At 70.5% G+C, this 21,312-nt stretch carries 19 protein-coding genes; 12 read left to right on the plus strand and 7 right to left on the minus strand.

Annotated elements, in window-relative coordinates; all coding sequences use genetic code 11:
• Window positions 1-152 precede the first annotated feature (152 nt).
• From JHW41_RS13410 to JHW41_RS13430, 5 genes are all read left to right on the plus strand, one after another.
• A complete protein-coding gene (locus tag JHW41_RS13410) occupies window positions 153-2,708 on the plus strand; it encodes a hypothetical protein (protein WP_250442591.1) in 2,556 nt (851 codons plus the stop codon).
• A 5-nt stretch (window positions 2,709-2,713) separates the two neighbouring features.
• Entirely contained in the window at window positions 2,714-3,922 is a 1,209-nt protein-coding gene (locus JHW41_RS13415; protein WP_250442593.1) for a cytochrome-c peroxidase, read from the plus strand.
• Window positions 3,923-4,136: 214 nt separating this feature from the next.
• Window positions 4,137-5,831, plus strand: a complete 1,695-nt coding sequence (mqo, locus tag JHW41_RS13420) for a malate dehydrogenase (quinone) (RefSeq protein ID WP_250442595.1) — start codon at window positions 4,137-4,139, stop codon at window positions 5,829-5,831.
• 172 nt (window positions 5,832-6,003) lie between these two features.
• The gene (locus JHW41_RS13425) at window positions 6,004-6,900 is read left to right on the plus strand and encodes an MBL fold metallo-hydrolase (protein WP_057947513.1); all 897 of its coding nucleotides are present in this window, start codon (window positions 6,004-6,006) and stop codon (window positions 6,898-6,900) included.
• A 249-nt stretch (window positions 6,901-7,149) separates the two neighbouring features.
• Window positions 7,150-7,893, plus strand: coding sequence for a hypothetical protein (locus JHW41_RS13430; RefSeq protein WP_057947512.1), 744 nt, complete (start codon window positions 7,150-7,152; stop codon window positions 7,891-7,893).
• A gap of 48 nt (window positions 7,894-7,941) precedes the next feature.
• Here JHW41_RS13430 and JHW41_RS13435 read toward each other — a convergent pair whose 3' ends face one another.
• From JHW41_RS13435 to JHW41_RS13455, 5 genes are all read right to left on the minus strand, one after another.
• Entirely contained in the window at window positions 7,942-10,149 is a 2,208-nt protein-coding gene (locus JHW41_RS13435) for a TonB-dependent siderophore receptor (protein ID WP_250442597.1), read from the minus strand.
• Window positions 10,150-10,455: 306 nt separating this feature from the next.
• Window positions 10,456-10,845, minus strand: coding sequence for a DUF6180 family protein (locus tag JHW41_RS13440; RefSeq protein WP_250442599.1), 390 nt, complete (start codon window positions 10,843-10,845; stop codon window positions 10,456-10,458).
• 65 nt (window positions 10,846-10,910) lie between these two features.
• Window positions 10,911-12,155 carry an OmpA family protein gene (locus JHW41_RS13445; protein WP_428995367.1) on the minus strand — a complete coding sequence of 415 codons (1,245 nt, stop codon included), beginning with the start codon at window positions 12,153-12,155 and terminating at the stop codon, window positions 10,911-10,913.
• 182 nt (window positions 12,156-12,337) lie between these two features.
• The gene (hmpA, locus tag JHW41_RS13450; protein ID WP_250442601.1) at window positions 12,338-13,564 is read right to left on the minus strand and encodes an NO-inducible flavohemoprotein; all 1,227 of its coding nucleotides are present in this window, start codon (window positions 13,562-13,564) and stop codon (window positions 12,338-12,340) included.
• Window positions 13,565-13,604: 40 nt separating this feature from the next.
• Window positions 13,605-13,973, minus strand: a complete 369-nt coding sequence (locus tag JHW41_RS13455; RefSeq protein ID WP_250442603.1) for a group III truncated hemoglobin — start codon at window positions 13,971-13,973, stop codon at window positions 13,605-13,607.
• 146 nt (window positions 13,974-14,119) lie between these two features.
• Between JHW41_RS13455 and JHW41_RS13460 the strand changes: the two genes are divergently transcribed.
• On the plus strand, window positions 14,120-14,542 hold the full coding sequence (locus tag JHW41_RS13460; RefSeq protein WP_057947508.1) for an Rrf2 family transcriptional regulator: 423 nt from the start codon (window positions 14,120-14,122) through the stop codon (window positions 14,540-14,542).
• Window positions 14,543-14,692: 150 nt separating this feature from the next.
• On the opposite strand, the gene JHW41_RS13465 is transcribed toward JHW41_RS13460, so the two are convergent.
• A complete protein-coding gene (locus tag JHW41_RS13465; protein WP_250442604.1) occupies window positions 14,693-14,905 on the minus strand; it encodes a hypothetical protein in 213 nt (70 codons plus the stop codon).
• A 57-nt stretch (window positions 14,906-14,962) separates the two neighbouring features.
• On the opposite strand from JHW41_RS13465, the gene JHW41_RS13470 reads away from it, so the two are divergent.
• Window positions 14,963-15,736 carry a DNA/RNA non-specific endonuclease gene (locus JHW41_RS13470; protein WP_057947507.1) on the plus strand — a complete coding sequence of 258 codons (774 nt, stop codon included), beginning with the start codon at window positions 14,963-14,965 and terminating at the stop codon, window positions 15,734-15,736.
• A gap of 64 nt (window positions 15,737-15,800) precedes the next feature.
• Here JHW41_RS13470 and JHW41_RS13475 read toward each other — a convergent pair whose 3' ends face one another.
• Complete coding sequence (locus JHW41_RS13475; protein WP_250451008.1) at window positions 15,801-15,971, minus strand: DUF4287 domain-containing protein; 171 nt, start codon at window positions 15,969-15,971, stop codon at window positions 15,801-15,803.
• Between the two features lie 654 nt (window positions 15,972-16,625).
• On the opposite strand from JHW41_RS13475, the gene JHW41_RS13480 reads away from it, so the two are divergent.
• The 5 genes from JHW41_RS13480 (at window position 16,626) to JHW41_RS13500 (ending at window position 21,300) form a co-directional block, all read left to right on the plus strand.
• Window positions 16,626-17,819 carry a benzoate/H(+) symporter BenE family transporter gene (locus tag JHW41_RS13480; RefSeq protein ID WP_250442606.1) on the plus strand — a complete coding sequence of 398 codons (1,194 nt, stop codon included), beginning with the start codon at window positions 16,626-16,628 and terminating at the stop codon, window positions 17,817-17,819.
• A gap of 256 nt (window positions 17,820-18,075) precedes the next feature.
• Entirely contained in the window at window positions 18,076-18,384 is a 309-nt protein-coding gene (locus JHW41_RS13485) for a hypothetical protein (protein WP_250442608.1), read from the plus strand.
• A gap of 158 nt (window positions 18,385-18,542) precedes the next feature.
• The gene (locus JHW41_RS13490) at window positions 18,543-19,559 is read left to right on the plus strand and encodes a transporter (protein WP_250442610.1); all 1,017 of its coding nucleotides are present in this window, start codon (window positions 18,543-18,545) and stop codon (window positions 19,557-19,559) included.
• A 196-nt stretch (window positions 19,560-19,755) separates the two neighbouring features.
• Window positions 19,756-19,896 (plus strand): hypothetical protein, encoded by a 141-nt coding sequence (locus JHW41_RS13495; RefSeq protein ID WP_157490371.1) that lies wholly within the window; start codon window positions 19,756-19,758, stop codon window positions 19,894-19,896.
• Window positions 19,897-20,019: 123 nt separating this feature from the next.
• Window positions 20,020-21,300 (plus strand): YcaO-like family protein, encoded by a 1,281-nt coding sequence (locus JHW41_RS13500; RefSeq protein ID WP_057947502.1) that lies wholly within the window; start codon window positions 20,020-20,022, stop codon window positions 21,298-21,300.
• Window positions 21,301-21,312: the final 12 nt, after the last annotated feature.

Consider the following 21,312-nt stretch of genomic DNA (forward strand, 5'->3'; position numbering starts at 1 on the left):
TCGGTCCCGGCCGGTCGATGCATGAACACAGGTTGACTCGTTCAGCTTCGACTGAGACGATAATCACAGCGAGCAACAAGGGGCTTTCGCAGTTCTCACGCCAGCAGCACCGACTTCCGCCCGGAAGCCGGTAATCCCACCGTGAGAACTCGATGAATCGCCTGACCCTGGCCATCGGCCTGGCCCTGTCGGCTGGACTGCTGCACGCCGAAGAACGCTCCGCCGCCGCTTCGCCCTCCTCTGCCGTCGCCGCCGACGCATCCTCCGCCGCGCCGGCGCCGTCCATCTACACCTACGATCCGCTCAAGGTCATCGGCCAGCGCCTGTTTCCGTACCAGGAAGGCATGACGATGGACCGCCGCTACATCGAAGAGCAGATCCGCGGCAACGGCGACATCGGCACCTTGCTGCGGATCAACCCCAGCGTGCAGTTCGACGAGACCGCCGCGACCTCGCGCAACATGGGCGAGATCCGCCCGGCCGACATCAGCATCAACGGCGGCCTGTACTACCAGAACGCGTTCGTGCTCGACGGCGCCGGCTTCAACAACGACACCGCGCCGGGCGGCTCGACCCTGGCGGCGAGCATCATCGACGTCCCCAGCCACACCCAGGGCATCGCCCTGGACGCCAGCCAGATCGGCACGCTGACCGTCTACGACAGCAACGTGCCCGCGTCCTACGGCGGCTTCAACGGCGGCGTGGTCGAGGCCGAGAGCCGGCGCGCGCGCGATGCGTTCTCCGGCAGCGTGGTCATGCGCATGCAGCGCTCGGTCTGGAACGAGATGCACATCGCCGCGCCGGCGCTGCAGAATTTCGAGGAGTCCTCGACCGAATCGCTGCAGCCGCGCTACGACAAGTACCAGTTGCGCGCCACCCTGGAAGGCCGCACCCGCAACGGCCTGGGCCTGTCGGGCACGGTGTCGCGGCTGCGCTCGGTGATCCCGCTGCGCGGCTATACCTCCGGCCGCAACAGCGTCAGCGACGAGAACGAAAAGGAGCAGGTGCGCGAGAACACCAGCGCCAGCCTGCGCGCGGACTGGAGCGACGGCGAGGGCCTGGAAGTCAGCGCCAGCGTCAACTACGCGCCCACCGACGAGCGTTACTTCATCGCCAACGCCAAGAACGGCTACTACGACCTGGAACAGGGCGGCCCGGTGGCCAGCCTGCGGGTCAACTACCAGCGCGGCGACTGGACCTGGCGCAACACCCTGAGCTACAGCGACCTGGACAGTTCGCGCCGCAGCCAGACCGACTACTGGAAATCCTGGGCGCGTTCGAGCGAGATGGACTGGGGCGTGACCACGCTCAGCGCCGAAGGCAGTTGGGGCAACATCGACCAGCGCAACCGCAACCTCGGTTACAAGCTCGTGCTCGAACGCGAGCCGGTGCGGCTCGGCAACGGCGAGCACCGCCTGCAGTTCGGCCTGGAATACCGCGACCGCAGCGCCGACTACCACCGCCTCAACGACCATTCCAGCTACCTCAACCCCGCCGCCACCCGCACCTGCACCGCCAGCGACGGCACGCTCGACCGCGACGGCTGCTCGCTGTCGCCGGTGGAGACCACCGCCAGCGGCGTGATCAAGGGCCGCGGCCAGTACTTCACCCGCCGCAACGTCTATCGCGAAGGCGCCTTCAACGTCGACAACCGCGAGTGGGCGCTGTTCGCGCAGGACGACATCCGCCTGGGCCGCTGGAGCCTGCGCCCGGGCGTGCGCGTGGACGGCGACAGCCTGATGGGCCGCACCACCGTCGCGCCGCGCCTGGCCACCTCCTGGGACGTGTTCGGCGACCGCGACACCTTGCTCACCGCCGGCGTCAACCGCTACTACGGCCGCAACCTGTTCGCCTACAAACTGCGCGAAGGCCGCGAGCGCCTGCAACTGGAACAGCGCCGCGGCGCCGACCTGATCTGGCGCGACGTGCGCACCTCGCCCGCCGACTACCGCTTCGACAAGTTGCGCGTGCCCTACAGCGACGAACTGGCGCTGGGCTGGAACCAGCGCTGGGCCGGGCTGGACCTGAGCCTGAAGTACGTGCGCCGCGAGAACCGCGACGAAGTACTGCGCGAGACCATCCTCAACCTGGACGACAGCGGTTTCTACGACACCCGCGTCAACCGCTACAACAACCGCGGCCGCAGCCGCAGCCAGACCTACACCGCCAGCGTGTCGCCGTCGCGGCCGCTGCGCTGGGGCAGCGTGGCGACCAGCGCCGAGGCCGCGTTCGACTACACCGACGTGCGCCGCAACTACAACGATTACGAAACCGCCTACACCGAAGCCCTCGAGGACTGGGTCCGCTACCAGGGCAAGCTGATGCGCGCCAACGAACTGCCGGCGACCTCGTTCAACCGGCCGTGGAGCGCGCGCCTGGCCAGCCAGACCCGGTTCGAATCGATCGGACTGCTGTGGAGCAACTTCCTGCGCTACCGCAGCGGTTACCGCGGGCGCCAATCGCTGGGGCGCGAGGTGTTCGAGGGCAAGAGCATCTCGGTGATCGACGAAGTCGCCTACCCCGACACCTGGACCTGGGACAGCAGCGTGGAATGGACCCTGCGCCTGCCGCACGAACAGCAGGCCTACGCGCGGGTGGAAGCGCAGAACCTCACCAACCGCTCCAACCTGATCAGCAGCGCCACCGCCACCACCACCGTGTACGAACCGGGGCGTTCGTACTGGCTGGAACTGGGCTACCGGTTCTGAGCGCGATGCGCGGCGACAAGCGCTGGCTGGCGAACCTGGCCGTGGCGGCGGCATCCGCGCTGCTGTTCGCCGCCGCGTTCGCCGGCCTGCTGTGGGCCGGTGCGAGCGCGGCGCAGGCGGTGCAGGTGGCGCCGAGCGACGATGGCGCCGATAGCGCCGACCTCGACGCATGCCGCCGGCGCCTGGACGCCGGCGGCGCGCAGATCGACCGCGACTGCCTGCGCCGCGTCTATGCCCTGCCGATCGAACAGTGGCCGCGGCCGCTGACCGATCCGGGCGCGCGCTGGTCGGAGCTGGCGCCGTTGCCCCGGCAGGCGCCGCATCCGCCCGGCCATCCGCCGGACCCGGCCAAGGTCGCGCTGGGAAAGCGCTTGTTCGAAGACCCGCGCCTGTCCGGCTCGGGCCAGATCGCCTGCGCCAACTGCCACGATTCCGAACTGGGCTGGGGCGACGGCCGCAGCGTGCCGTTCGGCCACGACCGCCAGCGCGGCCGCCGCAACGCGCCGTCGGTGGCGATGAGCGGCTTCGCCGCGCACCTGTTCTGGGACGGGCGCGCGTCCACGCTGGAGGAACAAGTGCTGCATCCGCTGACCGATCCGCGCGAGATGGCCGCGCGCCCGGCGGCGGTGCTGCGCGCGCTGCGCCGCGACGACAGCTATCGCCGGCAGTACGCGCAGGCCTTCGGTTCGCCCGGCATCGACCTGGCCCGCACCGCCCAGGCCCTGGCCGGCTTCCAGCGCAGCCTGGTGCCGCGCTTCAACCGCTTCGACCGTTTCCTGGAAGGCAACCGCGGCGCGCTCGACGACCGCCAGCTGTGGGGCCTGCACCTGTTCCGCACTCGCGCGCGCTGCATGAACTGCCACAGCGGCGCGACCTTGAGCGACGACGGCTTCCACAATTTGGGCCTGCATTTCTACGGGCGCAAGCTGCAGGACCTGGGCCGCTACGAAGTCACCGGCGACCCGGCCGATAGCGGCAAGTTCAAGACGCCCTCGCTGCGCAACGTCGCCAAGACCGGACCGTGGATGCACAACGGCCGTTTCGCCACGCTGCGCGGCGTGGTCAATCTCTACAACGCCGGGATGCCGCGCCCGCAGCCGTCGCCACAGCAGGTCGGCGACCCGCTGTTCCCGCAACCCGACCCGCTGCTGCATCGGCTGGATCTGCATCGCACCGAACTCGAAGCGATCACCGCGTTCCTGGAAACCCTGTAGCGCGACGGTTCGCTCGCGGCAGCGCCGCGACCGACGCTGACAGACGCTCCCGCCCATCGCGGCAAAGCGCCCGCTCCGACAGCGCGCAAGCGGTTGCGGTCCGGCGGCTCTTTCACGCAGCCATGACGGTGCTGGGATCATGTACGGGGAGCCGTTCGCGCGCGCCGCCCCGGCGCGCCGCGAGCGTCCTCCCCTCCCCGCGCATTCCATCGTCATGAAGAAATTCCGCAAAACCCTGTTGCTGCTGATCGTCGCGCTCGCGGTCGGCGGCGGCCTGTTCCTGTACTGGCCGCTGTGGCAGCGCTCGGTGCCGGCGGCCGCGAACGACAAGCCGGTCGATGTGGTGCTGGTCGGCGCCGGCATCATGAGCGTGACCCTGGCCACGTATCTGCAGGAACTGCAGCCGGATTGGACGCTGCAGATGTACGAGCGCCGCGACGGCGTGGCCGAGGAAAGCTCAGACGGCTGGAACAACGCCGGCACCGGGCATTCGGGTTTCGCCGAGCTCAACTACACCCCGCAGCGGCCCGACGGCAGCGTCGAGACCAAGCGCGCGGTGGAGATCGCCGAACAGTTCGAGGTCGCGCGCCAGTTCTGGTCGCACCAGGTGCGCGAAGGCCGGCTCGGCGCGCCGGGCGACTTCATCAATCCGACCCCGCACATGAGCTTCGTCTGGGGCGAGGACAACATCGATTACCTGCGCAAGCGCCGCGACGCGCTGGTCGAGAATCCGCTGTTCTACGGCATGCAGTTCTCCGACGACCCGGCGCAGATCAAGACGTGGGCGCCGCTGCTGATGGAAGGCCGCGATCCCAAGCAGCACGTCGCCGCCACCTACATGCCGCTGGGCACCGACGTCAATTTCGGCGTGATCACCCGCCAGCTCGCTCAAGGCCTGGAGCGCAGCGGCAACTTCGGCCTGCATCTGGGCCACGAAGTCACCGCGCTGCGCCGCAATGCCGACAAGACCTGGAACGTCACCGTCAAGGACCTCAAGAGCGACAAGGAAACCACGGTCAAGACCCGTTTCGTGTTCATCGGCGCCGGCGGCGCCGCGCTCAAGCTGCTGCAGCTGTCGGGCATTCCCGAAGCCGAAAACTACGCCGGCTTTCCGGTCGGCGGGCAGTTCCTGGCGTTCTCCGCGCCGGCGATCGCCGACCGCCACCGCGTCAAGGCCTACGGCATGGCCGAGACCGGCTCGCCGCCGATGTCGGTGCCGCACCTGGACGCGCGCAAGCTCGACGGCAAGCCGGTGATCCTGTTCGGGCCGTTCGCGCTGTACAGCACCAAGTTCCTCAAGCACGGCTCGTGGTTCGACCTGTACTCCTCGGTCAATCACGACAACCTCGGCGAGATGGTCAGCGTCGGCTCGGAGAACCTGGACCTGGTGAAATACCTGATGAGCCAGGCGCAGCTGAACGACGACGACCGCCAGGCCGAGCTGCTGAAGTACTTCCCCACCGCCAAGCGCAGCGACTGGACCCTGGTCACCGCCGGCCAGCGCGTGCAGGTGATCAAGCGCGATCCGGTCAAGGGCCCGGTGCTGCAGTTCGGCACCGAGATCGTCATCGACCGGGACCGCAGCATCGCCGCGCTGCTCGGCGCCTCGCCGGGCGCTTCGACTTCGCCGCCGATCATGCTCGAACTGATGGCCAAGGCGTTCCCGCAGCAGGTCGCCGGCGATTGGGGCGAGAAGCTGAAACTGATCGTGCCGTCGTACGGGCGCAAGCTCAACGACAGCGCGGCGCTGACCAATCAGATCCGGCGCATGACCAGCCAGACCCTGCGGCTGCCGTACCTGGAGGTGCCGGTCGACGGCGCGCAACCGGACTCGCCGCCGCCGGCTGCGGTGTCGCCCGCGCCGATGCCCGCGCAGAAGAACCAGGATGCGGAACTGCAGGCGATGTGACGCCTGTTACGGGACGCGGATGACGGCGCCGCGCGGCATCCGCGGCTCGCCCGCACCGTGCGTGCCGCATCGCCGATTCGACCGGTTCGCGCAACGAACCGGTTCGCCTCACGGGCTATGCCCGACACCGCCGCCGCCCTAGCCTGATGCCGCCCCCGTCTGGAGTCCCGCCATGTCCGCCGTCCCCACCGCGCGCCTGTTGTTCGCCATCGCCGCCTTCGCCGCCCTGACCGGCCCCGCCGCGGCCGCCACGCCGCTGCGCATCGAGGTCTACAACCCCGGCGAGAAAGGCGTGTTCCCGGTGTCGTCGGAACTGGTGATCGGCGAACGCGACGTGCTGCTGGTCGACGCCCAGTTCCAGCGCGCCGATGCGCAGGCCCTGGTCGAGAAGATCCGAGCCACCGGCAAGAAGCTCAGTGCCGTCTACATCAGCCAGAGCGATCCGGACTATTACTTCGGCCTGGACGTCATCCGCGACGCCTTCCCCGATGCGCGCATCCTCGCGACCCCGCAAACGGTGGCGGCGATCCGCAAGACCATGGACGGCAAGCTCGCCTACTGGGGGCCGGTGCTCAAGGACAACGCGCCCAAGCGCCTGGTCGCGCCCGAACCGCTGCAGGGCGACACGCTGACCCTGGAAGGCCGCACGCTCAAGATCGAAGGCCTGCGCGGCCCCGACCCGGCGCGCACCTACCTGTGGATCCCTTCGCTCAAGACCGTCGCCGGCGGCGTGGTGGTGTCCAGCGGCGGCCACGTGTTCATGGCCGACACCGCTACCGCCGCCTCGCGCGCGGCGTGGTTGCAGACCCTGCGCGGCATCCGCGCGCTCAAGCCGGTCAAGGTGATCCCCGGCCACTTCCTCGGCCCGATGCCGAAGGGCCTGGACGCGGTCGAGTTCACCGCCGCGTACATCGAACGCTTCGAGCGCGAAGCGGCCAAGGCCAGCGATTCCAAGCAGCTGATCGCGGCGATGCAGGCCGCTTATCCCAAGCTCGGCGAGACCGCATCGCTGGAGCTCAGCGCCAAGGTGGTCAAGGGCGAGATGCAGTGGCCGGCGCCGCAGCCTTGAACGACGGCGCCGGCGGCATCGGCGCGAAACGACCGCGCGTTCGGCGAGGCTAGCCCGCGCGCGGCCGACTTTGCCGAATCCCGCCTCCGCTCTGGAACGCGACCGGCGCACGCGGCGCCGCGCACCGCAGTCACGCTCGCGCGCGGCCGGCGGCTGCTACGGTCGGGCGGCATCGTGCGCGCGCTCGACGACGACGGGCGGCGATGCGGACAGAACGTCCTCCCCCAAGCCCCAGAAGGAGACAGGGCCATGAAAACGCTCGCATTCGCTTCGCTCACGATGTTTCCGATCCTCGCCGCGGCCCAGGCCGGCGCGGCGCCCTCCACCGCGCCGTTGCAACGCGATGTGCGCTGGATCGATGCGCAAGACCGCAGTCGGGTCGCGACCCAGGTCCTGACCCGCCGCGCCGACGGCGCGCTGGTCTACCGCTACGACCGGCAAGCGACGCCGGCCCGGCGTTACCACGAACGCATGTGCGAACTCGTCGGCGGCGTGCCCGCCGCCGGCGACACCGTGCTCGGCGGCGCAGACGCCGCCGGCAGCCTGGCCTGCACGCTGCCCGCCGACGCGGCCGGCACGCCCGGCGTCGTCGTCGACGGTCTGTTCCATCCGAGCCCGCGGCCGCCGGCGAACGCCGCCGCCCAAGGCCAGGACGCGGCGCGCGCGGACGCCTCCGACGACTTCGCCCACGCCGCCGCGCCCGGCGGCGCTGCGCCGCGCGGAGAAAACTTCCAAGCCGTCGGCGGCGCGGGCTATTCCAGCGAAACCGGCGGTACCGGCTCGGCCAAGACCTCGCTCGACAACGATCGCTGCACGATCGAACAGACCACGCCGGTCCCCGCCGGCGCAAGCGAATCGGTGCTCCTGCTGGTCACCTGCATCGAGCAACGCGTGCGCGCCCTGCCGACCTACACCCGCGCCTGCATGAACGCCACCTGCGTGACCGAGAACGGGTTCATCGACGTGCTCGACCTGTCGCCGCCGACGCGCTGATCGCACGGCACCGGCGGCGCGGGCGCGTCCCGCGCCGCCGCTATCCGCTCAGAACCGATACGTCGCCGACACCCGCACACTGCGCGCCTCGCCCCAGGTGTAGGTGCTGTAGACGTCGAAGATCGTGTAGTAGCGCTTGTCGAGCAGGTTGTCGACGTTGAGCGAGGCCGATAGCTTTTCGTCGAAACGATAGGCGAGCATCGCGTCGAGCAGCCAGTACGGCCGGGTGCGGTGCTCGACCGTGCCGCCGCCGGGCGCGCCGACCGGGCCGAAGCTGCTGCTCTGCCAGCGCGCGCCGCCGCCGACGGTCAATCCTGCGAGCGCGCCATCGAAGCGGTAGCTGCTGTGCGCGCTGAACTGGTCCTCCGGCTCCAGCGTGGACACCTTGGCGCCGTTCTGGCGCGCGACCTTGTGCGCGTAGCCGGCCTGGACCTGCCAGCCCGGCCGCAGCTCGCCGGACAGCTCCAGTTCGTAGCCCTCGGTGCGCACGCCCTGCAGGGCGCGGTAGGCGTCGCCGCCGGTGGGCGTCTTGCCGCCGCTGGGCACCGGATAGTTGTCCTGGTCCAGGCGGAACAGCGCGGCGCTGGCGTTGAGCCGGCCGTCGAAGAACTCGCCCTTCAAGCCCAGTTCGTAGTTCTCGCCTTCGCGCGGATCGAGCGCGCGGCCGCGCTCGTCCTGCTCGGACTGCGGCTTGAAGATGGTGCCGTAGCTGGCATAGGCCGACAGGTAGGCGTTGAGGTCGTATACGGCGCCGGCGTACGGCACCACCACCCCGCTCTCGTCGATGCCGTCGGTCTTGTAGTTGGCGATGCGGCTGCCGAGGATCAGCTTGAACGGATCGGCCAGGTCGAAGCGGCCGACCACATAGGCGCCGCTCTCGCGGGTCACCTGGTCGTTGTCGAAACCGTGCTGCCAGGCCGGTTCGGCGATGTCGCCGTTCCAGCGGCGGTAGTCGGCCACCTGTTGCGGATAGTCGGCCGGCGCGAAATACCCGGTGCCGGTCCAGTGCTTGCGCGACACGCTCGCGCCGACCACCACCTCGTGTTCGCGCCCGAACCAGCCGAAGCGGCCGCTGAGGTAGGCGTCGGCGGCGTTGGCGACGGTCTCGCCGACGTACTTGCCCAGCCACAGCGACACGCCGCTGCCGTCGCGCGGGTCCGGATGGCCCGCGGCAGCGGCGCCGAGCGCGGCGTCGTAGCCGTTGACCTGATGGTTGAGCTGCAGCTTGGCGATCCAGCCGTCGCCGAAGCGATGCTCCAGGGTGGCGAAGCCGGTGCGGGTGTACTGGCGCCAGCGGCTCCAGTCGGCGCCGTTGTTGAACGAGCGCGGCACCCGGTAGAACCCGCCGTCGGCATCCAGCAGCGGAATGCCGCCCCAACTGGAGCCGCGCGGGTCGCTGTTCTGATAATCGGCGCCGACGGTGAGCAGGCTGTCGTCGCCGAGGTCGGCTTCGAGGATGCCGTACAGCACCGAGGTGTCGCGCTGGTAGCGCTCGCTGTAGCCGTGTTTGTCCTGGCGCACCGCGACCGCGCGACCGCGCACCCGGCCGCTCTCGCTCAAGGGGCCGGACACGTCGATCTCGCCGCGGTACTCGTCCCATGATCCCGCGCCCAGGCCGATCTGGCCCTTGAACGCGCGCGTGGGCTTCTTGCGGATCAGGTTGATGGTCGCGCCCGGGTCGCCGACGCCGGTCAGCAGGCCGGTGGCGCCCTTGAGCACTTCGATGCGGTCGTAGATCGCGGTGTCGCTGAGGGTGTTGCCGGCCGAGAACGCCGAATCGCGTTGCATCGGGATGCCGTCGTACTGGAAGTTCTGGATCGCGAAGCCGCGCGCGTAGTACTCGGTGCGCTCGCTGTCGTAGGTGACGATGCTGATGCCGGGCGTGACCCGCATGACATCGTCGATGCCGGTCAGGCCGAAGTCGTCCATCTCCTGGCGGCCGATGACGCTGATCGACTGCGGCGTCTGCCGCGGCGTCAGCACCAGCCGGGTCGCGGTGGCGATGGTGCCGGGCGTGTAGGAACCGCTGCCTTCGGTGAGGGTGCCGAGTTGGTTGGCCTTGACTTCGATCTTGTCCAGATCGGTCGGGTCGGGCTGCCCCGGATCGCGCGCAGGGTTGGCGGTCGCGTCCTGGGCGCAGGCGGCGATGGGCGCGGCGAGCGCGAGCGCGCCTGCCAGGGCGGCGGCGAGCGCAGTGCGCGGCAGGCCGCGCGTACGCGGCGGGAACACGGGAGAAAGGCGGGATTCGACAGGCACGGCGAGAGCTTCCGGCAGAGGGAGGAGGACTCCTCTGGCGGCGGCTCGAGGCTGACAAGGCGCGCGGCGGGCCGGCGCGGGGCGGCCAGTATAGGTCGGCGCCGGCGCGATTCGGCCGTTTTGCGGCCGAAGGCGCCGAATGGACCGGGGCGGCGGCGTTTGCGGCGGGAATCCGCCGCTGCCGATGCTGCCATCCGGTCGAAGGGCATCGGGACTGTGAAGGCCCTCCCACCCCGCGGCTTGGCCGCATCGCAGGGCAGCGGGCTCGAAGCGCCTCCTGCTCAGTCGCTTCGCATTGCCCGCCGGCTAGCGCGCAGCGGGCTTGATCGCCTTGCGGATCTCGCCGGCGACCTTCTTGGCGATGACGCCGGGCTCGCTGAGCCCCGGCCCCGAATAGTCGAAGGCCTGCACCACCCACGCCGTGTGGTTTCCGGCGGCGATGCAATAAGCCACTAGCGAGCGGCCTTCCTGGCGCGGACCGGACACATGCAACGACAAGGTCTTCTGGTCCTGGCTGGCGCGCACGACATAGCCCAGCGCCGCCGCGCCGCGGCCGATCGCCGCGTTGCAGGCCTGCACGCTCAACTGCGCCGCCGGCACCCGGTCGACCTCGTAGCCCAGGCTGAAATCCGCGGCCGCGGCGCTCAACGGCAGGGCCAAACCGATGCACAGGATCGATACGCTGGCGATTCTCATGTTCACCTCACTGCTTATCGCGGGGGAAGTCGTTGCGATGCGCCATCGTTCGATGGCGCCGATATTCACGTCCGCACGAAGATCTCGACCCGCCGGTTGAGCTGGCGCCCGCCCGGGTTGTCCTGGCCGCCGATCTCGTTCGGCGCCACCGGCCGCGCTTCGCCATAACCCTTGGCCGTGGCCTGTTGCGCCGCGCCGCGCTCGCGCAAAGCCGCCACCACCGCCTGCGCGCGCCGCTCCGACAGCGCCTGGTTGTAGTCGTCGCTGCCCTTGGCGTCGGTGTGGCCGCCGACTTCCATGCCGGTGCTGCGCACGTCCTTGAGCGCCGCGGCGAGCGCATCGAGCACCTTGGCCGCGTCGCTGCGGATGTCGGCCTTGTCGAAGTCGAACAGCACCCGGTCGTTGAGGGTGATCAGGTAACCGCAAGGCGCGCCGGGCGGGGCGAACTTCTTCAATGGCGGGAAGCGGCCGGCCGGCGCGACCTTCGGCAGCGGCGGTAGCTTCACCGGTTTGGCCGGGGTGTCGATGCTGCCGGTGCCGTCGCCGTTCACCACCACGATGCCGAGCGGCCCGTTCCAGCGTCCGCTGCCGTCGTTGTTGATCGTCACCAGCCCCTGCGGGCCGTTCCAGGTGCCGCTGCCGTCGCCGTTGTTGCGGATCAGGCCGCTGTCGCCGTTCCAGCTGCCGCCGCCCTTGCCGTCCAGGGCGATCACGCCGGCCGGACCGTTGTAGGAACCCGAACCGTCGGCCTCCACCCGCACCAGCGCGCCGCCCTCGCCGTCTTCGTCGCGGCCATCGCCGTTGATGCTGCCGCTGCCGTCGGCGTTGATGGTGATCAGGCCGCCTTCGTAGTTGGCGGTGCCGCTGCCGTCGGCGGCGATCTTGAAGATGCCCGCATCGCCGTTGCGGCTCAGGTTGCCCTGCGCATCGACGCTGGTGATGCCGGCATCGTTCAACAACACGCCATCGCTGCCGCAGCGCGCGGGCGAGACGCTGACCCCGGCGATGGGATCGAGCACCGGCGCCATCGCCGATTCCAGCGCGCGCTGCGCGGGCGAGACGCCGAGGATCTCCGGCACCACGATGACCGGGATCGGCGGGAACTGCGCGGCGATGGCGTCGGCTCGTTTCTGCACGTCGCTGTCGGCGCCGGCCTCGTCGGCGTGCGCGGCCGCCGGCGCGGCGGTTCGGGTGCCGCCGGGCGCGGCCGCGGAGGCCGCCGGCGCGTCGTTGTCGCGGCCGCAGCCGGACGCCAGCGCGGCAAGAACGAGCAGGGAGAGAATGCGGGAAGGAAGAACGCAGGAACGCACGAAAAACTCCTTGATCCTTATGCGGCGAAGACATCCATGACCGTGGCGCGGCGACGCGGTCTACAGACCGCGGCGCCCCCCTGCGCGCCCGACGCCGACACTTGTACCCGATGACGGCGACGAGGAAAAGACCGCGTCCGTGCATCGGTTCAACGTCGGCGCTCCGACTTCCCGCGCATCCGCTACGCCGCGAGGCGTTCGTCGCTGGGCCCGAAGAACTCGTAGTGCACGCGTTCGTCCGCCACGCCCGCGCGCGCCAGCGCCGGCACCAGCGCGCGCAGGAACGGGCGCGGGCCGCACAGATAGACGTCGGACTCGAACAGCGGCACGTTGGCGCGCAGCCACTCGGCATCGATCAGGCCCTCGCGCTGATGGCTGCGGCCGAGCGCGTCGCCGGCGCCGGGTTGGGCATAGAACGTGCTGACGTGGATTGCGCCATGGGCCCGCGCCAGCGCCTGCACGTGCGCGGCCATGACGTGACTGGCGCCGTCGGCGGTGCCGTGCACGTAATGCGCCTGCAGTCGCGGGTGCCGCGCGGCGATGGCTTCGAGCATGCTCACCATCGGAGTCAGGCCGACGCCGCCGGACAGCAACACCACCGGCCGCGGCGGCGCATCGGGCAAGAAGAAATCGCCGGCCGGCGGTGTCAGCTCGATGCGCTCGCCGATCGCCATCGCATCGTGCAGATGGCGCGAGCCGCCGTGGCCGTGCGCTTCGCGCTTGACCGTGATGCGGTAGGCCTCGCGGTTGGGTCCGCAGGAGATCGAGTAATTGCGCTTGATCCGGCCCTGCCCCGGCACCGGATAACGCAGGGTCAGGTACTGGCCGGGCCGGTGCGCGATCACCGCGCCGCCGTCGGCGGGGCGCAGTTCGAACGAGGCGATCGGCGCATCGGCGGCGGCGTTCTCGATCCGCTTGCCGGCGACGACGAACTCGCGCCAGCCGCTCCAGCCGCCGACCGCGTGCGCCAGTTCGCCGCGCAGTTCGGCCTCGCGCTGCTTGAGCAGATCGGCCAGCAGCCAATAGGCCTCGCCCCACGCCGCCAGCACCTGCGGCGTGGCGGCGTCGCCGAGCACGTCCTCGATCGCGCCGAGCAAGGCGCGGGCCACGAACGGGTAGTGCTCGGGCAGGATGTGGTAGCCCACGTGCTTCTGCGCGATCCGCTCCAGCGCCGCCGACAACGCGCCCAGGTCGTCGATGTTGCGCGCATAGGCGAGGATCGCCCCGGCCAGGGCGTGCGCCTGGGCGTTGTCGCCGCCCTGGTTGGCGTGGTTGAACAGCGCGGCGATGTGCTCGTCGCGGAACAGCCGGCGGTACATCGCAGTGGTGACGGCGTGGCCGTGCGCGGCCAACGCGGGCACGGTGGCGCGGACGACGGCCACGGTGGCCTCGCTCAGCGGGGTGCTCATGCTTGGGTTCCTCGGGTTTGGAAAATTTCGGACGACGCGCTCAGGCCTGCGCCAGCAGGCGCTGCAGGTGCCCGCCGATGCGGGCGGCGCGCTCTTGCACGGCGGCGGCCTGGGCCGGCGGCAGGACCTCTTCGCTGCAGCGCCGCCACAGCGCCAGCCAGCGCGCGAACAGTTCGGGACGGATCCGGCTGGCGTGATCCAGGTGCGACTGCGCCGGATTGCCGCGATAACGGCCGCTGCCGAGCATCGACGAGGTCCAGAAGTCGATCAGCCGGCGCTCGTGCTCGTCCCAGTCGCGGACCGCGGCGGCGAACACCGGGCCGAGTTCGGCGTCGGCGCGCACCGCCGCGTAGAAACGGCGGACCAAGGCCGTCAAGGCGGCCTCGTCCAATCCTTCGAAGCTGCGCATCGCGCGCTCCTCCCGCCCTTCGGCTTAAACATTCATCACGAATGCATGATATTTCGCACCACTAAAACATGCAAAGAAAATGACTGTTATCATGCCGCGACCGATCGCCGCACCCCGCCGCGCCGTCCGCCGACGACACTGAGCCGATGAAGCTGAGCCTGTACACCGACTATTCCCTGCGCGTGCTGATCCACCTGGGCACGCACGCCGGCGAGTTGGCCTCCATCGCCCAGGTCGCCCAGGCCTACGGCATTTCCCACAGCCACCTGACCAAGGTGGTGCAGGACCTGGCCGCGGCCGGCTTCATCGAGACCGTGCGCGGGCGCAACGGCGGCATCCGGCTGGGCCGGCCGGCCGAGCGCATCGGCCTGGGCGAGGTGGTGCGGCATACCGAGGCCCATGTCGACCTGGTCGATTGCGGCGGCTGCCTGATCGCGCCGGCCTGCGGGCTGCCGCCGATCCTGGGCCGGGCGATGCGCGCGTTCTTCGAGGTGCTCGACGGCTACACGGTCGCGGATCTGCTCGGCAAGCAGCGCTCGCTGCAGCGGTTGTTCGCGGCGGCGGGTTGAGGGAGCGGCGGGTTGAGGAGCGCATTTCGATAGCGCGGCTTGTGTCGTAGCCGTGTTTCGCGGTCGCGGCTTGCGCCGCTCCTACAGTCGGATACGCAGCCGCCGCAGCCCCCTGTAGGAGCGGCGCAAGCCGCGACCGCGAAAACGCGGCTACGCCGCCAATACGCAACCGCGGCGCCGCTGGGTCGGCGGCAAGCCTGCCTGCAACTGCGTCGTGCCCGACGCATCGGCGAGAAGCAGGCCGCTGAACGCCGCTGACACGAATACGGCACGGTAGAGCAGCCCAACCGGCACGCCCGAGGCATGAACCAAAACCGTGACTGCGTCGCGAAACACAGACGCGGCATGCTTTTTGTAACGCATCCGTTCCTTGGACGTGGAATTTTTGTCCCGCCTCCCGCCCTGATCGGATTCTCCGCCATGCCCCCGGTTGCCCGCCTCGCCACCGCGCTCGTCCTCGCCCTCGCCGCCCCGGCCGCGCTCGCCGCGACCTGCACCAGCGCCCACAACGACCAGTACCCCAGCGGCCGCAAGCCGGTGCTGAGCAATGCCGACCTCAACGAACAGACCGTGTCGATCTGCTACCAGGACTACAACCTGTACGCGTCCAAGGTCACCGGCACCAACCTGTGGTCGGCCCAGCACCTGACCCGGGCCAAGGTGATCGGCGCCGAATCGATCAGCCGCATCGACTCCAGCTTCTTCAGCGAGCCGGGCTTTCCGACCAAGCACGCCAGCTACACCAACAGCGGCTACGACCGCGGCCACATGATGCCGGCCGGCGACGCCTCGACCACGCCGGCGCAGAAGGAGACCTTCTCGGTCGCCAACATCGTGCCGCAGACCGGCAAGCTCAATCGCGGCAGCTGGGCCAAGATCGAGAACATCGTGCGCACCGTGGCCAAGGAATGGGACGCGGCGTACGTCGTCACCGGCCCGGACTTCGACAACATGAACACCACCATCGCCAGCGGCGCGGTGGTGGTGCCGACCCAGACCTGGAAGGCGGTGTACGTGCCCTCGGCCGGGGTCGCCGGTGCCTACTGGTGCGTCAACAGCACCGCCCCGACCTGCTCGCTGATCTCGCTCAACGAACTCAAGCGCCGCGCCTTCGTCGATCCGTTCCCCAGCCTGGGCACGGCGCTGCGCGCGCAGACCGCCTCGGACTGGACCGACATCCTGGTTCTGCCCTGAGTTCCGAGCGCTGAGTCCTGGACACGAACCGGTGCGGCGCGCTCGCGCGTCGCCGCCGGACCGCTTAGGCCTTGCCGGCCTGGGCCAGGCGATAGGCGACCAGCGCGTTCGCATGGCCGTGGCCCAGGCCGTGCGCGCTCTTGAGTTCGGCCACCAGTTCCATGTGTTTGCGCGCGCCGAGCGCGTCGATGGCCGCGAACCAGTGCGCGACCGGCTTGCCGTAGGTCTTCTCGATCGAGGGGAAATAGGACGCCGGGCCCTTGACCTTGTCGGCGACCGCCGGCGCTTGTGCGGCCGGTTTCTTCGCGGCAGCTGGCTTAGCCGCGGCGGCGGGTTTCTTCGCGGCAGCCGGCTTCGCCGCGGTGGACTTGGCGGCAGCGGGTTTGCTCGCGATAGGTTTGCTCGCGGCAGGCTTGGCGACCGCAGGCTTGCCGGCCGCCGCGGTCTTGCCGGCCGCGCCGGCGTTGCCCGGCGCCTTCTTCGCCACGGCCTTGGCCGCTGCGCTGTTCTTGACTGCGGTCTTGGCGACGGGCGTCTTGGATCGGCTGGCGGTGGCCATGCGCATCTCTCCTGGAGGAAGGCCGATAGTGCGGCAAGCGCGGCGCCGATGGATGTGACAAATGTGAGTTCGGCGCCGGCTTCCGGAGCGCCTGGATGAGAACGCATCGGTCCGGCTGGCCGACGCTTGCGCGCGGGGCCCAACCGCAGCGGCCCGCCCTCGCTGCAGGCCGGGGCGGCGGACCCGATCCCCGCGCATCGCGACGGCTGCACGCATGGGCCGCCTCGCGCGACCCGCACCTCGCGCCCCCGGCCAAAACCACCGCCGACGCACAGCCGCCGACGCGGCCGATGCCGCATGATGTCGCCTCCCCCCTGCCCTGGCGTCCGCATGCCGCACCTGCGCGATCTGTCCCTGTCCGCCGTCGTCGCCGGGTTCGTCGCGGTGCTGGTCGGCTTCACCAGTTCGGCCGCGATCGTGTTCTCCGCCGCCCAGGCCAGCGGCGCCGACGAGGCCGAAATCGCGTCGTGGATGTGGGCGCTCGGGCTCGGCATGGGCATCACCTGCATCGGCCTGTCGCTGCGCTACAAGGTTCCGGTGGTCACCGCCTGGTCCACGCCCGGCGCGGCGATGCTGATCACCGGCGCGGCCGGGCTGCCGCTGGCCGAAGCGATCGGCGCGTTCGTGATCAGCGCCGCGCTGACCGTCGCGCTAGGCTTCAGCGGTTGGCTCGAACGGGTGCTGGCGCGGCTGCCGGCGAGCCTGGCCGCGGGCATGCTGGCCGGCGTGTTGCTGCGCTTCGGCCTCAACGTGTTCACCTCGATGCAGCACAGCTTCGCCCTGGTGTTCGCGATGTTCCTGGGCTTCCTGCTGGCGCGGCGCTGGCTGCCGCGCTACGCGGTGCTGGTCGCGCTGGCGGTCGGCATCGCGGTGGCGGCGCTGCAGGGCGGGCTGCACCTGGACAAGCTGCAACTGGCGGTGGCGATGCCGGTATGGACCACGCCGCGGTTCTCGCTCGCCGCCACCGTCGGCGTCGCCATCCCGCTGTTCGTGGTGACCATGGCCTCGCAGAACGTGCCCGGCATCGCGATCCTGCGCGCGCACGGCTACCGCGACACGCCGGCCTCGCCGCTGATCGGTTGGACCGGCGCGGCCAACCTGCTGCTCGCGCCGTTCGGCGCGTTCGCGCTGTGCCTGGCCGCGATCACCGCCGCGATCTGCATGGGCGAGGACGCGCACGAAGATCCGCGCAAGCGGTATCTCGCCTCGGTCGCCGCCGGCGTGTTCTACCTGCTCACCGGCGTGTTCGGCGCGACCGTGGCCGCCGCGTTCGCGGCGTTCCCGCAGGCGCTGGTGATGGCCATCGCCGGCATCGCCCTGCTCGCCACCATCGGCAACGGACTGGCCGCGGCGCTGGGCGACCCGCAGGAACGCGATCCGGCGCTGATCACCTTCCTGGTCACCGCGTCGGGCTTCACCGCGTTCCAGATCGGCTCGGTGTTCTGGGGCATGGTCGCGGGGGTGCTCGCCACGGTGGTGCTGCGGCTGCGCAAGCCGGCGCCGGCGGCGGATCCGCCGCGCTGAGTGGTTGCGGGAGCGGTTTCGAAAGCGGCATCGCGTCGGAGCGGAGAGCGTCGGGCCTGAAGGCCTTCCCACAGGTCTTTCGCGGACTGCATGAGGCTTGTGGGAGGGACTTCAGTCCCGACGCTCTTGGGTCCGGCCGCTGCCAAGCTCCATCGCGCAACGGAAAGCATCGGACCCACGGCCCGCCCACTGCGCCCCCACTGCCGCCCTCGCATGGGGGTATGCTCGGCGCCACCCCACCACGGACACCCGCCGCATGGACGCCCGCCGCGAATCGCTCCCGGACCCGGCGGGCCTGCGCGCCCTGCTCAGCCCCAGCGTGATCGTGAGCCTGGCGCTGGCGCTGACCGCCGCGGTCCTGGCCCTGGTCTATCTGTTCCAGATGCGAGCGCCGGCCGCGCGCGGCGCCGCGGCCGCGCACACCGCGCCCGGCCGCGCCGGTGCGCCGGCCGGCGAAGCCGCGGCGCTGCCGGCGCCGGTGCCCGAACCGGTCGAGTTCCGCTGCGTCGACGGTCTGCGCGTGCGCAAGCAAGGCAGCAGCTACACCGGCGACGGCCGCTGCTGAGCCACCCACGCCGCGCAGCCGCCGGCCCGCGCGGGGCGACGGCCGCGCCCGCGCCGCCGCACGAATGCGGGACGCTGCGCGCCCGCCATGACGCCGCCACCGCTTTCGGCTAGCGTAGACGGCCTGTTCCTCCCGCACCGCCCGGATCGCCGCTCCCGATGCGCATCGCCGACGCCAGCTACGGTTCCAACGAAGACGGCCTGATCTGGGGCTACCGCTTCGTCCCGGGCCAGCCGGCGCAACCGATCAGCACCGACGCGGTCACCGCGTTCCTGGCAGCGCCCGCCGACGGCGACGGCCGCGGCTTCCTGTGGCTGCACTTCTCCCTGTCCAACACCGGCAGCGAACGCTACCTGCGCCGCGCGCTGCGGATGCCCGACGCGTTCTACGACAGCCTGCGCAGCGAGGTCGGTTCGACCCGGCTGGAGCTGGACGACAACGCGCTGATCGCGGTGGTCCACGACGTGCTGTTCGATTCCAGCTTCGACGCCTCCGAGGTCGGCACCACCAGCCTGTGCATCGGTCCGCGCCTGCTGGTGAGCGCGCGGCTGCGCCCGCTGCGCTCGGTCGACCAGTTGCGCGCGGCGGTGCGCTCGGGCCAGGTATTCCGTTCGCCGGTGGAACTGCTCGCCCACCTGCTGCGCGACCAAGCCAGCGTGCTCGGCGAGATCCTGCGCAAGTGCACCGTGCAGGTCGACCGGATCGAAGACCGCCTGCTCGACAACCGCATCGCCACCGACCGCAAGCAGCTCGGCGCGCTGCGCCGCAGCCTGGTGCGGCTGCAGCGGCTGCTGGCGCCGGAACCGACCGCGCTGTTCCGGCTGCTCAACCGCCCGCCGGACTGGATCGGCCGCGACGACATCGGCGACCTGCAACAGGCCGCGGAAGAATTCTCCACCGCGATCGGCGACTCGGCCGCGCTGGTCGAGCGGGTCAAGCTGATCCAGGAAGAACTGGCGGCGCTGGTCAACGAGCAGACCGGGCGCACCTTGTTCGTCCTCACCGTCGTCACCGTGGTGGCCCTGCCGATCAACCTGGTCGCCGGCCTGTTCGGCATGAACGTCGGCGGCATCCCGCTGGCCGAGAATCCGCACGGCTTCCTCAGCGTGGTGATCGGGCTGTGCGTGCTGACCGCGGTCCTGGCCTACGCGGCGTTCGGCCGTCGGCGCGACTGACATCACATCCCGCGCCCGGCTGAATGCGCGCGGCGATCACGCACTGCGCCTTTGCATCACAGATTCCACGGTCCGCCCCGCAGGCCGCGGGCGGCTTTGGTATAGAGGAGCGGCAGCCGCCGGGAGGGCGCAGGCCCGCAACGGCCCGCTGCGCTGTGGCACGAAGGAACAACCCATCGACCATTGGAGGGAGCACATGAAGAAGACCATCGATATGCCGCTGATCGTGAAGAGCGGCGTGCGTCTGATCGAACCGACGTCGACCCTGGAAGCCCACGACGTCCAGCCGGAAATCACCGCCGACGAGCTGGATTTCCTGGAAGCGCACGCCAAGTAAGCCGGCAACAGCGCGACCGGCCCGGGCCGGCGCGGCGGCGGCATGCAGGCGCGCCTGCGTGCCGCCGCACCGACGCCGCAGGCGGCGCGCGCGGCGAATCCAGCGCGAGGGAGAGCGCAGCCGATGATTCCCCTGGAACGAGAACGCAGCCTCGACGAGGCCGAACGCGCCATGCGCGATTTCCTCGACGCGCAAGGCTGGCGCGCCGAACTGGAGCGCGTCGGCGCGCCGTTCGCGGCGACGATCTGCTCGCTCTACGACCAAGCCGACGGACGCCTGCTCGGCAACGGCTTCGGCAAGGGCGAGGCGGACCCGTCGCGGGTCGGCGCACTGTTCGAAGCGGTCGAACACCTGTTCACCGGCAAGGCGCCCGCGCACGCCGTGCTGAGCCTACGCAGCGGCGCCGACTGCCTGGCCGATCCGCTGCTGGCGCAACTGCCGGTGCGCGCCGCCTTCGCCCAGCAGCCCGACCGCCGGCTCGCCTGCCGCCGCTACCGCGCCTTCGCCGCCGGCGAGCCGGATGCGGTGTTGCCGCTGTTCCTGTCCTACCCCACCTATCTCGACTGGCGCGCGCCGCAGGACGATTTCGACTACGCCAGCGCCCTGCGCTTCGGCTCCAACAACGGCACCGCGATCGGCAGCAGCCTGGCCGAGGCCGCGGTGCACGCGATCGGCGAACTGATCGAACGCGATGCCTGGTCGCTGTTCCTGGTCGGGCACTTCCTCGGCGATCCGGCCGCCCACGGCTACCTGCTGCCGGCGCAGGAACTGCCGCCGGCGCTGGCCCGGCGCCTGGGCGAAGCCGAGGCGCAGTTGCAGCGCGAGATCGTGCTGATCGACGCCACCAGCGACCTCGGCGTGCCGTGCATCATCGCGACCGCCAGCGACCTGCGCGACGGCGAATCGATCCATCCCTGCGGCTACGGCGCCTCGCTGTACCCCGAACACGCCGCCATGCGCGCGATCACCGAGTTGGTGCAGGCGCTGGAACTGCCGCAGCTGCAGCCGCGGCTGGCCGGCTATTCGCAGGCCGTGCTGAACGCCTTGTCGGCCTATCCGAAACTGCGCGACTGCGCGGTGTTCGCGATCGACCGCACGCGCCTGCGCCGCCGCCGCTGGGACTTCCAGGCGCCGGCGCCGCTGCCGCCGACCGCGTTGCTGGAACTGCTGACCGCGCGCCTGCGCGCGCGCGGCATCGACCTGCACTACGCGATCAACCACCACGAACCCGGACATTTCTGCGTGATCAACGTGGTGTCGCTGGCGCTGGAGCGGTTCTTCCTGGTGTGCTCCGGCATCGTCATGGCGCCGGGCCAACGCGGCCGCGATCTGCTGGCCGGGCGCCTGCCGGTGCCGGGGAGCGCGGCGGTGCTGGATCGCGAGGCGGGACTGATGCCGGCTTGAAACGCACGTGGC

Source organism: Lysobacter enzymogenes (genome assembly GCF_023617245.1).
Lineage (GTDB): Bacteria > Pseudomonadota > Gammaproteobacteria > Xanthomonadales > Xanthomonadaceae > Lysobacter > Lysobacter yananisis.

Bases quoted from the DNA above. Each gene is read 5' to 3' on its own strand.
- JHW41_RS13410 (WP_250442591.1), top strand. From the start codon at position 153: ATGAATCGCCTGACCCTGGCCATCGGCCTGGCCCTGTCGGCTGGACTG.
- JHW41_RS13415 (WP_250442593.1), top strand. From the start codon at position 2,714: ATGCGCGGCGACAAGCGCTGGCTGGCGAACCTGGCCGTGGCGGCGGCA.
- mqo (WP_250442595.1), top strand. From the start codon at position 4,137: ATGAAGAAATTCCGCAAAACCCTGTTGCTGCTGATCGTCGCGCTCGCG.
- JHW41_RS13425 (WP_057947513.1), top strand. From the start codon at position 6,004: ATGTCCGCCGTCCCCACCGCGCGCCTGTTGTTCGCCATCGCCGCCTTC.
- JHW41_RS13430 (WP_057947512.1), top strand. From the start codon at position 7,150: ATGAAAACGCTCGCATTCGCTTCGCTCACGATGTTTCCGATCCTCGCC.
- JHW41_RS13440 (WP_250442599.1), bottom strand. From the start codon at position 10,845: ATGAGAATCGCCAGCGTATCGATCCTGTGCATCGGTTTGGCCCTGCCG.
- hmpA (WP_250442601.1), bottom strand. From the start codon at position 13,564: ATGAGCACCCCGCTGAGCGAGGCCACCGTGGCCGTCGTCCGCGCCACC.
- JHW41_RS13455 (WP_250442603.1), bottom strand. From the start codon at position 13,973: ATGCGCAGCTTCGAAGGATTGGACGAGGCCGCCTTGACGGCCTTGGTC.
- JHW41_RS13460 (WP_057947508.1), top strand. From the start codon at position 14,120: ATGAAGCTGAGCCTGTACACCGACTATTCCCTGCGCGTGCTGATCCAC.
- JHW41_RS13465 (WP_250442604.1), bottom strand. From the start codon at position 14,905: ATGCGTTACAAAAAGCATGCCGCGTCTGTGTTTCGCGACGCAGTCACG.
- JHW41_RS13470 (WP_057947507.1), top strand. From the start codon at position 14,963: ATGCCCCCGGTTGCCCGCCTCGCCACCGCGCTCGTCCTCGCCCTCGCC.
- JHW41_RS13480 (WP_250442606.1), top strand. From the start codon at position 16,626: ATGCCGCACCTGCGCGATCTGTCCCTGTCCGCCGTCGTCGCCGGGTTC.
- JHW41_RS13485 (WP_250442608.1), top strand. From the start codon at position 18,076: ATGGACGCCCGCCGCGAATCGCTCCCGGACCCGGCGGGCCTGCGCGCC.
- JHW41_RS13490 (WP_250442610.1), top strand. From the start codon at position 18,543: ATGCGCATCGCCGACGCCAGCTACGGTTCCAACGAAGACGGCCTGATC.
- JHW41_RS13495 (WP_157490371.1), top strand. From the start codon at position 19,756: ATGAAGAAGACCATCGATATGCCGCTGATCGTGAAGAGCGGCGTGCGT.
- JHW41_RS13500 (WP_057947502.1), top strand. From the start codon at position 20,020: ATGATTCCCCTGGAACGAGAACGCAGCCTCGACGAGGCCGAACGCGCC.